15 protein-coding genes and 1 pseudogene are annotated in these 14,128 nt (G+C 66.3%); 15 read left to right on the top strand and 1 reads right to left on the bottom strand.

Features of this window, described 5'->3' with window-relative positions; all coding sequences use genetic code 11:
• Window positions 1-273: 273 nt before the first annotated feature.
• Complete coding sequence (locus tag FHR72_RS18105) at window positions 274-1,131, bottom strand: HAD-IB family hydrolase (RefSeq protein ID WP_183470601.1); 858 nt, start codon at window positions 1,129-1,131, stop codon at window positions 274-276.
• A 417-nt stretch (window positions 1,132-1,548) separates the two neighbouring features.
• Between FHR72_RS18105 and ssd the strand changes: the two genes are divergently transcribed.
• The 15 genes and pseudogenes from ssd (at window position 1,549) to FHR72_RS18025 (ending at window position 14,079) form a co-directional block, all read left to right on the top strand.
• The gene (gene ssd / locus FHR72_RS18100; protein ID WP_183470599.1) at window positions 1,549-2,658 is read left to right on the top strand and encodes a septum site-determining protein Ssd; all 1,110 of its coding nucleotides are present in this window, start codon (window positions 1,549-1,551) and stop codon (window positions 2,656-2,658) included.
• The gene (locus tag FHR72_RS18095) at window positions 2,655-3,833 is read left to right on the top strand and encodes a TadA family conjugal transfer-associated ATPase (protein ID WP_183470597.1); all 1,179 of its coding nucleotides are present in this window, start codon (window positions 2,655-2,657) and stop codon (window positions 3,831-3,833) included. Before ssd ends, FHR72_RS18095 begins: the two co-directional genes overlap by 4 nt.
• Window positions 3,830-4,615: a type II secretion system F family protein gene (locus tag FHR72_RS18090; protein WP_183470595.1), complete on the top strand. Its 786-nt coding sequence runs from the start codon at window positions 3,830-3,832 to the stop codon at window positions 4,613-4,615. The genes FHR72_RS18095 and FHR72_RS18090 overlap by 4 nt, the downstream gene beginning before the upstream one ends.
• A pseudogene (locus tag FHR72_RS18085) lies at window positions 4,612-5,183 on the top strand (type II secretion system F family protein). Before FHR72_RS18090 ends, FHR72_RS18085 begins: the two are co-directional and overlap by 4 nt.
• 147 nt (window positions 5,184-5,330) lie before the next feature.
• Window positions 5,331-6,956: a recombinase family protein gene (locus FHR72_RS18080; protein WP_311736187.1), complete on the top strand. Its 1,626-nt coding sequence runs from the start codon at window positions 5,331-5,333 to the stop codon at window positions 6,954-6,956.
• A gap of 1 nt (window position 6,957) precedes the next feature.
• Window positions 6,958-7,275 carry a hypothetical protein gene (locus tag FHR72_RS18075; RefSeq protein WP_183470587.1) on the top strand — a complete coding sequence of 106 codons (318 nt, stop codon included), beginning with the start codon at window positions 6,958-6,960 and terminating at the stop codon, window positions 7,273-7,275.
• 495 nt (window positions 7,276-7,770) lie between these two features.
• Entirely contained in the window at window positions 7,771-7,923 is a 153-nt protein-coding gene (locus FHR72_RS18070) for a hypothetical protein (RefSeq protein WP_183470585.1), read from the top strand.
• An 89-nt stretch (window positions 7,924-8,012) separates the two neighbouring features.
• Window positions 8,013-8,264: a hypothetical protein gene (locus FHR72_RS18065; RefSeq protein WP_183470820.1), complete on the top strand. Its 252-nt coding sequence runs from the start codon at window positions 8,013-8,015 to the stop codon at window positions 8,262-8,264.
• 877 nt (window positions 8,265-9,141) lie between these two features.
• Window positions 9,142-9,318 carry a hypothetical protein gene (locus tag FHR72_RS18060; protein ID WP_183470583.1) on the top strand — a complete coding sequence of 59 codons (177 nt, stop codon included), beginning with the start codon at window positions 9,142-9,144 and terminating at the stop codon, window positions 9,316-9,318.
• A 262-nt stretch (window positions 9,319-9,580) separates the two neighbouring features.
• Window positions 9,581-9,793: a hypothetical protein gene (locus FHR72_RS18055; RefSeq protein ID WP_183470581.1), complete on the top strand. Its 213-nt coding sequence runs from the start codon at window positions 9,581-9,583 to the stop codon at window positions 9,791-9,793.
• Window positions 9,790-10,227: a hypothetical protein gene (locus FHR72_RS18050; RefSeq protein ID WP_183470579.1), complete on the top strand. Its 438-nt coding sequence runs from the start codon at window positions 9,790-9,792 to the stop codon at window positions 10,225-10,227. Before FHR72_RS18055 ends, FHR72_RS18050 begins: the two co-directional genes overlap by 4 nt.
• 152 nt (window positions 10,228-10,379) lie before the next feature.
• Entirely contained in the window at window positions 10,380-11,201 is an 822-nt protein-coding gene (locus FHR72_RS18045) for a phage major capsid protein (RefSeq protein WP_183470577.1), read from the top strand.
• Between the two features lie 1,342 nt (window positions 11,202-12,543).
• Window positions 12,544-12,726, top strand: a complete 183-nt coding sequence (locus FHR72_RS26840; RefSeq protein ID WP_221193829.1) for a BRO family protein — start codon at window positions 12,544-12,546, stop codon at window positions 12,724-12,726.
• Between the two features lie 470 nt (window positions 12,727-13,196).
• The gene (locus FHR72_RS18030; protein WP_183470573.1) at window positions 13,197-13,493 is read left to right on the top strand and encodes a hypothetical protein; all 297 of its coding nucleotides are present in this window, start codon (window positions 13,197-13,199) and stop codon (window positions 13,491-13,493) included.
• A 214-nt stretch (window positions 13,494-13,707) separates the two neighbouring features.
• Window positions 13,708-14,079, top strand: a complete 372-nt coding sequence (locus FHR72_RS18025) for a Gp19/Gp15/Gp42 family protein (protein ID WP_183470571.1) — start codon at window positions 13,708-13,710, stop codon at window positions 14,077-14,079.
• Window positions 14,080-14,128: the final 49 nt, after the last annotated feature.

The raw sequence follows: 14,128 nt of genomic DNA, 5'->3' as shown, positions 1-14,128 counted from the left end.
GCCGTCGAGGTCGTCCGATCTTCGCAATCACGCAGGCCCGCAACACTTTTACCGTTATCGCGGTATGGGCTCCGCGTGGGTACCGGGACCCGTGCTGGGAGGCCGAGATCGGGAGGTCGAGCCTTCTCTTCCGGCTCGGCCTTGGCCTCACCCGGCTTCCGTGCTTCCTTTGTACTACGTGACCACCGTCACATCAAGGCCCAACGCGGCACGATTTCGATTTGTTATGCACCCGGTTCAGCAATCTCGGCCCCGGCTGCGAACTCGCGTGTGTCAGAACGCGAATCGGCGCAACAGCGAGTACGTCAGCGCGCCGGCGGCCAGGGCGCTGAACCCGACGGCGGCCGTCGTCGCGACCGCCGCTCCCGACGGCGTCGGCATCCGGTCGCGCAGTGACACCGGACGGGAGAACGTGCGGACCGGCCAATTGCGGGCGGCCGCTTCCCGGCGCAGCGTCCGGTCCGGATTCACGACGGTCGGATGGCCCACGGCTTCGAGCATCGGCAGGTCGGTGATCGAGTCGGAGTAGGCGTAGCAATGCTCGAGCGCGTAACCCTCCCGGTCGGCGAGGGCGCGGATCGCTTCGACCTTGCCCTCCCCGAAGCAGTAGAACGCGATGTCCCCGGTGTACTTACCGTCCTCGACGACCATGCGTGTTGCCATCGCGTGGGTGGCGCCCAGGGCACGCGCGATGGGCGCCACGATCTCCTCGCCGGAGGCGGACACCACCACGACATCGCGCCCGCACAGTTTGTGGTCGGCGATGAGCTCGGCCGCCTCAGCGAACACCAGCGGATCGACGATGTCGTGGAGTGTCTCGCCGACGACCCCCTTGACCTGCTCGACATCCCAACCCGCGCACATCGTCGTCAGATAACTGCGCATGCGGTCCATCTGTTCGTGGTCGGCCCCGGACATCAGGAACAGAAATTGCGCGTAGGTCGACTTCAGAACGGCGCGGCGGTTGATGAGCCCCTGACTGAAGAACGGTTTGCTGAAAGCCAGAGTGCTCGATTTCGCGATGACCGTTTTGTCCAGATCGAAGAACGCCGCGGTGCGAATGGGGCTGTCCGGCGCAGTGGACGCGTAGGGCGCCTGGCTACCCCCGGTTGCCGGGTCGGACGAGGTCACATCGTCAGCATAGAGGTGTCGCGCGTGACAATTTGCGGCAGATCGTACAAATTGGCAGTTCACGACACGTGTCTGTCCCTGCATGGTTTCGGCGACACAGCCAAGTTGTTCCCATTTCGATACTTGCGCTGGCCCTGCTCGGCGTGTGTATAGTGGGCGTTACCCGGCTTATGTCGGGTGTGCATCAGCCCGACCCCCCGGGGCTGATACACGACGACCTCCGCCTCCTCCCCCCCTGGCGGGGGTCGTCCCTTTTCTGGGGTGTTTTCGTCCAGCGGATAGGTCGATTCGCGGATCAAAAGTTGCGGAACGTCGTTTTCAACGTTTGTGCCCCTGGTTGTGCACACATCCGCATTCATCCACAGATCCTTGCTGTAACTCTTCCGGCGCGTGCAGTAGCGCCGCAGGCTTGGCGTCATGAACGCCACCGACACCACTGGCGGAGGGATCCTCGCTCTCGTCGCCGACCCGGCTCTCGACGCCGACATCGACAGAGTCGGCGCGGCGGCGGGTCTTCGCATCGTCCGTTCTCACGACCCGTCCAGTCGGCGGGTGTGGACCAGCGCCGCGGCGGTGCTCGTCGACACCGACGCCGCCCGGCGCTGCGCCGCGGCGGGCCTGCCCCGCCGCGCACGCGTGCTGCTGATCTGCGGCGATGAGCCCGAAGCCGCCGATTGGGAGGCTGCCGTCGCGGTCGGCGCGCAACGGATACTGACATTGCCGGCCGGAGAGCAGGAGCTGATGGCGGTGCTCGCCGACGCCGGCGAGTCGGGGCACCCCGGCGGTACCCGCGGTCCCGTGGTGGCGGTGCTCGCGGGCCGCGGCGGAGGTGGCGCGTCCGTCTTCGCGACCGCGCTCGCCCAGACGGCCACGGAATCCCTTCTGATCGACGGGGATCCGTGGAGCGGTGGCCTGGATCTGGTGCTCGGCAGCGAGACCGAGCCCGGGCTTCGGTGGCCCGACCTCTCCCTCGCCGGCGGCAGGGTGAGCTATCCGGCGCTGCGTGACGCGCTGCCGCGCCGCCACGGTGTCAGCGTCCTGTCCGGCAGCCGCGTGTTGTCTGGTGACAGAACCAGCAACGACATCGACGTCGCCCCGCTGGATGCGGTCATCGACGCGGGCAGCCGCGGGGGCGTGACCGTCGTCTGCGATGTCGCGCGCCGTCCCACCCCCGCGACCGAGATCGCGCTGGCGGCAGCAGACCTCGTGGTGTTGGTCACTCCCGCCGATGTGCGGTCCTGCGCCGCGGCGGCCGCAACCGCACAGTGGGTGACGGCGGGCAACCCCAACACCGGCGTCGTCGTCCGCGGTCCGGCGCCGGGCGGGCTGCGGCCGGTCGACGTCGCCCGCATCGTCGGGCTGCCGGTTCTGGCGTCCATGCGACCGCAGCCCGGCATCGAGGCCCTGCTGGAGCGCGGTGGTTTGCGGATTCGGCCGCGATCCCCGCTCGCGCGGGCCGCCCGGACCGTGCTGGCGGTACTTAGCCAGAACCCCCACCTCGATGCCGCCGCGGAGCCGGCGGCGTGAACGCGCCGCTGATCGAACGGGTCCGCGAACGCCTGGCCGCGGAGTCGGCTCCACTGCGCCCGAGCGTGGTCGCCGCGGCGATCCGCGCCGAATCGGGTGGTGTCCTCGGCGACGCCGAGGTGCTGACCAGCATGCGCGAGCTACAGACCGAACTGGTCGGGGCCGGCGTCCTCGAATCCTTGCTATCGGCCCCGGGAACCACCGACGTCCTTGTGACGGCTCCGGACGCCGTGTGGGTCGACGACGGCAACGGCCTGCGGCGGACCGCCGTGCGGTTCGCCGACGACGCCGCGGTGCGCCGACTGGCACAGCGGTTGGCGCTCAGTGCGGGACGGCGCCTCGACGAGGCGCAGCCCTGGGTGGACGGGCAGCTCAGCGGTGTGGTCGCGGGTGTGCCCGGCGCAGCGCTGACCGTCCGCCTGCACGCGGTGCTCCCGCCGATCGCTGCAGCCGGTACGTGTCTGTCCCTGCGCGTGCTGCGCCCGGCCACCCAGAACCTCGACGCGCTGATCACCGCCGGGGCCATCGACGAGGACGCCGCGCAGCTGCTGCGGGACATCATCACCGCCCGGCTCGCGTTCGTGGTGTCCGGCGGCACCGGGGCGGGAAAAACGACGCTGCTCGCGGCGCTGTTGGCCGCGGTCCCCACCACCGAGCGCATCGTGTGCGTCGAGGACGCCGCCGAGCTCGCCCCCGCCCACCCGCACCTGGTCAAGCTTGTCGCCCGCAACGCCAACGTCGAGGGCGCCGGCGCCGTCACCGTCCGCGATCTGGTCAAGCAGGCATTGCGGATGCGACCGGACCGGATCGTCATCGGGGAGGTGCGGGGTGCCGAGGTGGTCGATCTGCTGACCGCCCTGAACACCGGGCACGACGGCGGCGCGGGCACCGTGCACGCGAACAGCCCCGCCGAGGTGCCCGCCCGGTTCGAGGCGCTGGCAGCCCTCGGCGGCCTCGATCGCCTCGCGCTGCACAGCCAGCTCGGCGCAGCGATTCAGGTGGTGCTGCACGTGGTGCGCGACCGGGCCGGCTGTCGTCGCCTCGGCGAAGTGGGTGTGTTGCACCGCGGAGACGACGGGCGGGTCGTGGTCGTTCCGTGCTGGCACCGCGACACCGGCTTCGGCCTGGGGGCGGAGATGCTGCGGGAGCTCGTGCAGGCGAGGGTCAAGCCGTGACGATCGCGGCGGTCGCGCTGGCGGTCGCGGTGCTCGTGGCGCCGGCCGGTTCACGGTGGCGGGCGCGGGAGGTGCTGGCGTCGCCGCGACGACGCGTCCGGTTGCCGGTGACCGCGGGCGCCGTGCTGGCGTGCGCGGCGGCGGCGGTCGCGGTGACGCTTCCGGCCGGGATGGCGCTGGGCCTGCTGTCGGCGACCCTGCTCGCCCGACGACGCCTCGCCGGGCGACGGCGCCTGCGTACCGCCGAGGGCGCGGGGTTGCAGGGCGCGCTCGACGTTCTGGTCGGCGAGCTGCGCATCGGCGCCCATCCGGTCACGGCGATCGGGGCCGCGGCGCAGGAGAGCCACGGCCGCATCGCGCAGTCGCTGGCGGCGGTGTCGGCGCGGGCGCTGCTGGGTGCGGACGTGGCGGCCGGGCTGCGCACCGAAGGGCGACGGTCGCCCTCGCCGGCGCACTGGGACCGACTGGCGGTGTGCTGGTCGCTCGCCCAGACACACGGCCTCGCCATCGCGACGTTGATGCAGGCCGCTCAGCGCGACATCGCCGAACGGGAGCGGTTCCGCGGGCGCGTCGAGGCGGGGATGGCCGGGGCGCGGGCCACCGCCGCGATCCTCGCAGGGCTGCCGGTTCTCGGGGTGCTGCTGGGCCATGCGATCGGCGCCGAACCCCTGCGCTTCCTGCTGTCGGCGGGTGCGGGCGGGTGGCTGCTCGTCGTGGGCGTCGCGTTCGTGTGCTGCGGCCTGCTGTGGTCTGACCGCATCACCTCCAGGGTGCTGACATGATCTGGGCGGCAACGCTTCTCGCGGTGGCGGCGCTGGTGGTTCCGTCTGCGTCGATCGCCCGGGTGCGGCGCGGTGAGCAGCCGGAGAGTCGGTCGGCCGTGACCGAGGCGGCCGAGGATCCGCTGGCCATAGCGGCCAGCCTCGATGTGCTGGCGGCCTGCCTGCGGTCGGGCATGGCGGTGTCGACGGCGGCCGCGGCAGTCGCCGTCTCGGCGCCGGCGGGGCTGGCATCGCTGCTGGCACGCGCGGCCGACCTGCTCGCGCTCGGGGCCGATCCCGCCAAGGCGTGGGTGAGTCCGGCGGGAGAGGCGGGCGACCATGTTCAGGCCTTTCTGCGGATGGCCCGTCGCTCGGCGGCGTCGGGAACCGCGCTCGCCGACGGCATCGAAGAGCTGGCCGGGCAGTTGCGCGCCGAGGCCGGCGATGCCGCCAGCGCCCGGGCCGAGCGCGCCTCGGTGTTGATGGCGGGCCGTTGGGCCTGTGCTACCTGCCGGCCTTCCTGTGTCTGGGCATCGTGCCCGTTGTCGCCGGGTTGGCCGGCGAAGTCCTGCAGTCAGGAGTGCTGTGACGGAATCCGAAGGAGAAGAGGAACACCATGAGACAACGCCTGCACGAGATGCACACCCGGTTGATCGTCTTGGCCGTCGACGACGACGGCATGTCCACCGTGGAGTATTCGATTGCCTCGATTTACACCCCTTGAGAGGATGCCATTGTGCGAGCACTCATCGTTGTCAGGCTGTCCCGCGTCACCGACGCTACAACGTCCCCTGAGCGGCAGCTTCAGACCTGCCGGGAGCTATGCGCCCAACGTGGCTATGAGGTGGTTGGAGTAGCCGAGGACTTGGACGTGTCGGCCGGCTCTACGACACCGTTCGACCGCCCCCAGATCGGGGACTGGTTGACAAACCGGCTCGGTGAGTTCGACGTGCTCGTGTTCTACCGGATGGACCGCCTCGTCCGTCGACTGCTGGACCTCGCCGATGTAATTCGCTGGTGCCAAAAGCATTCGGTCTCGGTGGTGTCGGCCACCGAGCAGTTCCTAGACCTGACGCAGCCCTTCGGGGACATCATCGCTCTCCTGGTCGCCAAAGTGGCTGAGATGGAGCTTGCAGCGATCAGCGATCGCAACCGATCCGCTGCTCAGTACAACCTGCGAGCGGGAAAGTACCGAGGAGGAATTCCGCCGTGGGGCTACCTTCCCGAGGAGACGGAGGAGGGCTGGCGCTACGTCCAAGACCCCGATCAAGTCGCGGTCATCAACGAGGTCGTCCAGCGAGCCCTCGACGGGGAGCCGCTCCGGGCCATCGCCCACGACCTGACCCGTCGAAAAGTGCCGACGCCGAAGGATCGGTTTGCACAGACGCAGGGGCGGGAGGCCAAAGGTTACGAATGGCACTCTGGACCGCTAAAGCGCTCTCTGACGTCTCCGACGCTGCTAGGCCACGCGGTCTCAAAGGGGGAGTCGATCCGCGACGAGGATGGTTCCCCCGTAGTCCGATCGGAGCCGATCCTGACGCCCGAAGTATTCGCTCGGCTAGGCGCAGAGCTGGCTGATCGGGAAAATCGAAAGGAACCGACCAAGCGGTCTTCAGGCCTCCTCCTTCAGATCGTGCACTGCGGGGTTTGCGGTCGACCGGCCTACAGGCTGAAGGGCGGAGCCGGCCGAAAACCTCGTTACCGCTGCGCCTCGGCTCAATACCGGGAGCCGTGCGGCAACAAGTCGATACCGCTGGAGTACGCGGACGACGCTGTCGAGACGCTCGTATTCGGGATGCTCGGTGAATCCGAACGGCTTGAGCGGTTGTGGGACAAAGGATCAGATCACTCAGAGGAGCTGGCCGAGATCGACAACACGCTGGCCGACCTGACCGACCAGCTCGGTACCGGTGCCTTCACTCGCGGGACGCCGCAGCGCGCTCGCTTGGACGCCAGGATCGCGGCTTTGGCTGGACGCCAAGCCCAGCTCGCAGCCGAGGCCGTCAAACCCGCAGGCTGGGCCTGGCAGCCCACCGGGGACAAGTTCGGGGATTGGTGGGGGCGACAGGATGTAAACGCTCGCAACGTCTGGCTGCGGTCAATGGGAATCCGCCTCGAGTTCGAATACGCGACCGACGACCCGTCGCCGAGTCTGCGCCTGGACCTCGGAGACCTTGAAACGCTCACGCAGCACTTGAATGCCAGCGGTCCCGCGAATGAATGGCAGGACATCTATAAAGCTATGCAGGACAGCGGCATAGCCGGGATGGAGATTCGCGACGACGCCGTCGTATTCGTGGGCACTGACGGTCAGAGGGTGGAAACTGCTGCGCTTTCGGACGCGTACGGAAGGGGAGAATGACGTGATGGAGATCGACAGGACGGAATGGCTCGATGCGATCCACGGGCATTACGGACGCGTGATGATCACGCCGGTTCATGCTGCCTCTGAGATCCTGCTGGGCGTGACTGACGCCGAACGCATGGCACGGTCAATTAACCGTAGAGGCCGCAAGGTCGGTGACGACGTGATGTCCACGACGACGGCGACTGACTGCTCGGATGCCGTGGAGGAGCTGATCAGCTTCGGGTTCCTGGAGACGGTGTTCGTCGCGAGTAGCTCCAGCCAAGACAAGCCGTTTGGTTGGGAGGAGCACGTCCTCGAACTCAGGATCCCGTAACCGCATCCGACCATGCCCCTTACCGACACGCGCGAGCGCGCGTGTCGAGCGACGTGGCGATATGCGCCCAGACACGCTGCAAGACGCTGCAAGTAACGCGTATCTATTTAGTGAGGGCCGAATGGCCTCGAGTAACTTGCTGGCAGCTCCCCTCGGGTGAGCGCCGCACGGCGGGACGTGAGTCCCGCACGCCGATGGGCTTTGTTCACCCATCGGAGCCCAGCGGCCGGTCGGAAACCATCCCCTCTCGCCGACCGCTGAGACTCGCCGACGAATGAGGATCCGTCGGCATGGACGTGAGCCTTGAGCCTCGTCCCTCCCCCGGAGTTCGGCGCCAGCAGCCATGCCTCCGGGGCTGAGCTTCGCCGATCACTCTGGTGATCGGCATTTTTTCATCGGACAAAAGGCTCCCGAGAGCCATCGCTGATCAGCGGTCAGCGGTCCATCAACCGAGATGAGAGGCCGTCAGCGGCGACCTCAGCGAAGGAACACACCATGACCGGACGCCGATGCACCGAGCACCCGGAGCACCACCGCCGCGATGGGCGCTGCCAGACGTGCCGCCACGAGGCCCGCAAGCGCCACCGGGCGAAGTGCCGCGAGCAGCTTCTGCGCTACCGCGCAATAGAGGCCGCACTGGCCTCGTAGGCCAGCACCACAGATTCCCCGGCTGTCTGCCGGGGAGCACAGCCCTGCCCAGGTGGCAGGCAACCAACCGAGATGGAAGGGACACCACCATGCACGACACCGAAACGACCGGCACGCTCGCGGGTCTGCCGATCGAGATACAGAGCCTAATTCGTAAGCTGCGAGTGGAGAACCGGCAACTCAGGACGCGCCTCCGGGACATCCCCCGACTTGGGGCCCAGGACTTGCCGCCGTCGTGGGAGAAAAAGCTGCGGAAGCTCCGTGACGAGAACGTCCAGCTACGCAAGGAACGCAACGAGGCACGCGCCGATCTCGCCGCTGCCCGCGCCGAGCGCGTCTGATGGCACTCCCGATCATCGCGTGGGATCAGGCTTACAACCGCAACGGAGACGGAAAGCTACCGCGGGCCGTCATGAACGTCATCCGCACCTACATGAACAACCACACTCTCGCCGGTTGGGTCTCTCAGGAGACCCTAGCCCGAGATATCGGCCTGGATGAGTCGAACGTACGACGCCAAATCAAGAAGAACACTGAAGCAGGTTGGATCGCAGTGACCAAGCGGGGGCGAGCCGGCCGCGCCAGTGAGTACCGGCTGACCTACCCCCAACCGGGCGCAAATGCCCGGTTGAACGTCGGTGATGAACAGAGCCCAACCGTGCAAATACGCACGGTTACCGGACGTGGGTCTAACCAGGCGCAGATGCCCGGTTACACACCACAACCGGGCGCAGACGCCCGGTTACTACCGGGCGCAGATGCACGCCCTACTACTCGTGGAACTTCTCCTCAAGAGAAGTTCCCTATAGCGGTTGGGGGAAGAACAGAGGCACCGAGCAACGGTGCCGATACTCGGGGCCGTGGAGGCCCCACCCATGAGGCTGCCTGTGATGAGGCCGCCGAAGTGGAACACAGACCCGTAGGCCTGCAACCGCCAACCGCTACCGGGTCACGGTTCGATGACCCGTTCGCTCGCGAGCCCGCATGGCTCGCTGGTTCGAGAGCACGCGAGGAACGAGGTTCGCCCTCTCTGCAACCTGCAGCCGCAGGAGGCCCACCGGACTCCCCGTGGGACTGATCGATCCGCAACCGCAATACCTAACCGAGGCCCCCGGCCAACACCGGGGGCTTCGTCGTATCCGGGGCCCGCATCCGCTGGCTCCTGACACAACCGAGGCGACCGGCGAGAGCCGAGTCGTCCGAGAGGGAGAGAGCACTATGTACGACCAACTGGAGCAAGCCATCCTGACAGCCGCCGAGGGTGGCGCACCGCCGAAAACGTTCCACGTCGGCCCTGACGCCGCCGTGGACTTCAGCAGCGGAGGCCACCCGTTCGACGGCCTGCAGATCACCGCGTGGGAGCACGCAGACGTGGCGGCTGGTCGCAGCGAATGATGACCGCCTGCCTACGACACAGGCACTGCGCCTACAACGGCACCGAGCCGGGACTGTGCCCAACCTGCCACGCGAGCACGGCGAAGTGCGCCGGGAAGCACGGCCAGGCTCCTGCCGATGGGAGCTGGCGACTGAAGGCCAAAGCTCGACCGCTGAACCCCGTTCTACGGGAGGGCCAGTCCTTGCACCCCAGAGAAGCCCTTGCGGTCAGCTCATCGTGGACTGCGGTCTCAGCCGACCCCTCTGAGATGGGATCCGCAGCATGATCGTCGGCTCACCGGAGACGTTCGAGGAGTGGTTCGAGAAGTACGGCCAGACCTACGAGGCTGCCGTGATCGACAACGGCGGCACACCGTGGCCGCTGGACCCGGAGAAGCGAGCCGCTACCGCGGCGCAGCTCGGACTACCGCCCGACACCGATCCGATGGAACTTCGCAGGGCGCTCTGGCAGCGCCGGAACAGGAAAGCAGCGTGAGCGAGTTACCAGCCCAAACGCCTCTCCAAGACGCTGGCGGCACAGCAGCCACCCCCGAGGGTGGCAGTGCAGGAGAGCCGCAGAAGGGCAACAAGGAGGCTCGATATCGCGTCGAGCGCAATGAGGCCAGAGCCGAGCGTGACGCCCTGGCCCAGCGGGTCGAGCGGATGCAGACCCGCGAGCTGGAGCGTGTCGCGGGGGTAGCGATCAGCAACCCGGCGGATCTGCTGGCGCTGACCGGCAAGTCTCTGGCTGAGTTCCTGGACGAGTCCGGGGAGCTGGACGCCGAGCTGGTAGCCGAGGCGGCTGCCGAGCTGCTGAACAGCCGACCAGGCTTGCGACGGCACGCTTCCGCTTTCGATCCGACGCAGGGTACGGGTGGCAGCGGCCGGCCGAAGCGCGAGCCGTCGTGGGGAGCGTTGCTCGGCGATTGAAGAATTTCGCCAGCAGGTCTGTGGCCTGGCTGGCATTGCAGTACCGCGACTGTGTCGCACATAAATGCCGACCCGAGGTCGGCTAAGCACCAAATCCTCTGAGGCTCTGAGCATTCGGCTCAGGGCCATTCCTGTCTGAAAGGACAAAACACATGGCTATGCAGCACTCCACCACCGCGGACGCGTTCACTCCGGAAGACTTCGGCGGGCTGGTCAACCTGGCCGTCCAGGCGCAGTCCATCGCCGCCCGATCGGCGACTTTGTTCGAGACCGACAAGGTGAAAGTCAGCTTCCCGCTATGGGTCTCCGACCCCGCCGTTGCGTTCTACAACGAGCTGGACACCATCGCGACCACCGACGGTGAGACCGATCAGGTCGAGGTGATTCCGTCCAAGACGGCCGGTATCAGCCTCATCTCGAACGAGCTGAAGGACGACTCCGACCCGTCGGTTGGTGATCAGATCGGCAGGGGCCTGGCGAACCAGATCGCCCGATCGATCGACGCGGCCTACCTCGCCAACACCACGGCCAAGGGCCCGAACGGTCTGCTGTCCATCGACTACAGCACCGTGGACACCGGTGCCGCGCTGGCCAACCTGGACCCGTTCATCTCGGCCCGATTCGCCGCTGAGGCAGCAGGTTCCGAGCTTACGCACTGGATCGTCAAGCCTGCGACGGCCGAGGCCCTGAGCAAGCTCAAGACCGCCAGCGGCTCGAACCAGCCGCTGATCGAGTTCGTCGCAGACGGCATCACCGTCGCAGGTCTGCCGGTACTGCGCTCGAACCAGGTCGACGCCGCGACCCTGTTCTGGGGCATTCCCTCGGCGCACGTCATGTTCGTCCAGCGCAAGGGCACCACGGTCGAGCGGTTCCCGGCAGTCCAGCAGGACGGCACCTGGATCCGCGCCATCTCCCGCCTCGGCATCGGCTTCGTAAACGAGGCCGGTGTGGTTCGCGGATACGACGCCGCGTGACCCAGATCTCCTGACCCACAACTGAATATGCGATACCCAGCCGAGGAGGCCCGGTCACACCACCGGGCCTCTTTCGCTGCCCGCCACTGAACTTGAGGAAAGAGCCCCGCATGAGACAGTCACCCGCCCAGCTCGCAGCGCAGGCTGCCTGCAAGCGGCCAACGCCGCCAGCTCCCCCGACCAGAACGACCAACCTCACGCGGCCCGGCAACCGGCGAGCGCCGAGTCCTGCCAACAATGGGAATGTCCGGTGCGCCCGGGAGGGCTGCGACCGGAGGGTGAGTTACCCCGAGAAGCACAAGTTCTGTAACGGGCTCTGCAGCGCGTTGGATCAGATGCTTCGAGCCATCGAGACGACCTGTCGCACAGTCGATCACCCTGAGAAAAATGCTTTGTGGGTGGAGGCTACAGCCGCGGCAGACGCGGTCACCGAGGTGTTGAGAATGCGAAGCAGGATTTGGCGAGAGGCCAGAGACCTCCAAGAGCCCTCGACCTCAGCGCCATAGGCTGCTCACTCCGTCACCGGATCATGCTGACCTCATTCAACTGAGGTCAGGTCTGGCCTCCACCAGAACTGCCTTGAGCCTGAGCCGGTCTTGCGTTCAGAACGGCGCCCCAGGCCGTCCAGCAGAACGTTGCCTGCTCAGGACACCCCAACATATCGAATCAATAGGTTTGGTCGCCCCTCGAACGTCATCAGCGATTCGTAGCCGAGGACGTGTGCAGCGCGCTGGGCCCCACCACCTCCGCAGTGGCTTTGAACAGGCTCGATGGGGCTGATATAAGTTCAGTAGACAGCAGCTCCAGGCGGTTCTGACCGCCATGAACCCCAACAGTGCCGGGGCAGGGATCCGCTGATCATCGGCAAACCCGTTGATCTGACGTGTTTTAACCAGAACAGCGGGAACGCTTCCGGTTTTCGGCTTCTGGCTTCCGGCTGTCGAGGATCAGGTCGTAGAGACCCGACTCGCTGACCGTCACCATCTTGTAGCTCCGATTCCGGGCCTCGGACCATACATCAGTTGAACTGATGTCTGCCTTGTTGAGCCTGGTCAGGGGCATTGGAGACGTTGCGACGCCGAGTATGGGACGTTCCATCAGCGATGCTGATGGTATTCGGGTTCCGCAAGGCGGGGAACGCCATTCAGCACCTGGACGACGACGAGAAGATTGTTGCCGCAGGTCGCATTGTGGGGATCACTAATCCCCTCAGTGGTGGGGGAGACGTGATCATCATCAACGAGTCCGGTCTGTACTCGCTGACCTGGACGACGACGAGAAGCAGCAGGTCAAGGGAGGGGTCGTTAGTAACGACCCCAGGATCACCAACGCCGAGGTCCGCGTGACCGTGATAGACGGCGAGCCGTGGTTCATCGCCAAAGACGTGTGCTCTGTGCTGGGCTTGGTCAACGTGGGAGGGGCTCTTTCTGCCCTTGACCAGGACGAACGAGGTAGCATCCGTAATCCCGACGCTACCCAGGCGGTCGCCCGATTGGCTCAGACAAGAGGGCTATGTTCGACATAGCCCCCCCAACACCAGAGCCAACGTCGTCAACGAGTCCGGGCTCTACTCGCTGATCCTCGGCAGCCATGAGCCCGAGGCACAAACAAGCATCACAGCGGTAACCGTACTGCGGCTACACCGATGGCCGAGCTACCCACGACGGCGGCGTGGTCTGACTCGCGAAGTACCCCTCAGGAATGACCACGCACTGATGGTCAGGGTCTTGGGTGTAGTCCTGGTCAGGTCCGCAGCGCATAGGCCACACCTTCCCTCATCGGCCAGCAGAGCACAAGAGGTGCATTAGCTGGCGCACGGCGTCGGCCGTGGCATAACAGCAGGCAAACGTCTTGCGACGTGTTGATCCTGGATTAGCTGAAGCCCCCCAGGGGGGTTACCCCCTGCCCCCGGTCTCCGACCGGTCGGTTATGCGGGTGCCTAATCCGATGAGACATAAACCCCTGTTTTTCATAGACAGTAAGTTAGGAATAAACATGCGTTCACCTGCGGGTTTAGGTAAACCCGGCCAGAAATTGTGGCGAAAAATAGCCTCGGATTTCGACGTTGAAAGCTACCCAGACAAAGCGGAACTGCTGTTTCAGGCGTGCAAAACGGCCGATCAGATCGCAGAGCTGGACGACGCAGCGGCGGAGGCACCTCTGACCGTCAAGGGCAGCATGGGACAGCCTGTGATCTCCCCGTTCATCGCCGAGGCCCGCGTCCAGCGCGGTCTCCTGGCTCAGCTCCTGTCGCGGATCAACTTCGCCGAGCCCGAGGATGAGGACCGATGAGCAAGTCGAGTCGACCGCTGCGGCGACGCAAGCGGACGCCGAGCAGACCCGCGGCGACGTTGTCCGTTGTCGACTTCCTACGGGGCCGACTCAACCGGCGAGACCCACGCTCGCACGCGGAGTTCCTCGCAGACATGCGGGGGAAGCAAGCAGCAGGGCTGCTCGTTAACCCCGCAAGTGCAGCACTACTCAACAGACTCGAAAGGGCCATCTGATGGCATACGCAACCGCCGAAGACGTGGTCGAGTTGTGGGCCAGGGAGCCCGAGCCCGAGGTGAAGGCGCTTATCGAGCGCCGTCTCGCCCAGGTGGAGCGGATGATCATCCGCAGGATTCCTGACCTTGCCGCGAGGATTGAAGACAGCCACCTTGACGTGGCCGACGTGATCGACATCGAAGCCGAGGCCGTGCTGAGAGTGATCAGGAATCCTGAGGGCCTGCAGGCCGAGAACGATGGTAACTACGGCTATCAACTGTCGCGGGCGGCTGCCGACAACCGGCTCCGCCTCCTGGCCGACGAGTGGGAACGACTCGGCGTAAGGCAGAGGAAGATCTTCCAGATCGAGCCAAGAACGGGGAGGCGTTGATGAGCGTCAGCGCCACAGGGGACGCCGCAGTTTCGCGGCGCGCCGTCCT

The sequence above is a fragment of the Mycolicibacterium iranicum genome, assembly GCF_014190915.1.
GTDB classification, from domain to species: domain Bacteria; phylum Actinomycetota; class Actinomycetes; order Mycobacteriales; family Mycobacteriaceae; genus Mycobacterium; species Mycobacterium iranicum_B.
This window is presented reverse-complemented; position numbering and strand designations above follow the sequence as displayed.

Coding starts and splice junctions, on each gene's coding strand:
- FHR72_RS18070 (WP_183470585.1), top strand. CDS start 7,771: ATGACCGGACGCCGATGCACCGAGCACCCGGAGCACCACCGCCGCGAT.
- FHR72_RS18065 (WP_183470820.1), top strand. CDS start 8,013: ATGCACGACACCGAAACGACCGGCACGCTCGCGGGTCTGCCGATCGAG.
- FHR72_RS18045 (WP_183470577.1), top strand. CDS start 10,380: ATGGCTATGCAGCACTCCACCACCGCGGACGCGTTCACTCCGGAAGAC.
- FHR72_RS18060 (WP_183470583.1), top strand. CDS start 9,142: ATGTACGACCAACTGGAGCAAGCCATCCTGACAGCCGCCGAGGGTGGC.
- FHR72_RS18030 (WP_183470573.1), top strand. CDS start 13,197: ATGCGTTCACCTGCGGGTTTAGGTAAACCCGGCCAGAAATTGTGGCGA.
- FHR72_RS18025 (WP_183470571.1), top strand. CDS start 13,708: ATGGCATACGCAACCGCCGAAGACGTGGTCGAGTTGTGGGCCAGGGAG.
- FHR72_RS18055 (WP_183470581.1), top strand. CDS start 9,581: ATGATCGTCGGCTCACCGGAGACGTTCGAGGAGTGGTTCGAGAAGTAC.
- ssd (WP_183470599.1), top strand. CDS start 1,549: ATGAACGCCACCGACACCACTGGCGGAGGGATCCTCGCTCTCGTCGCC.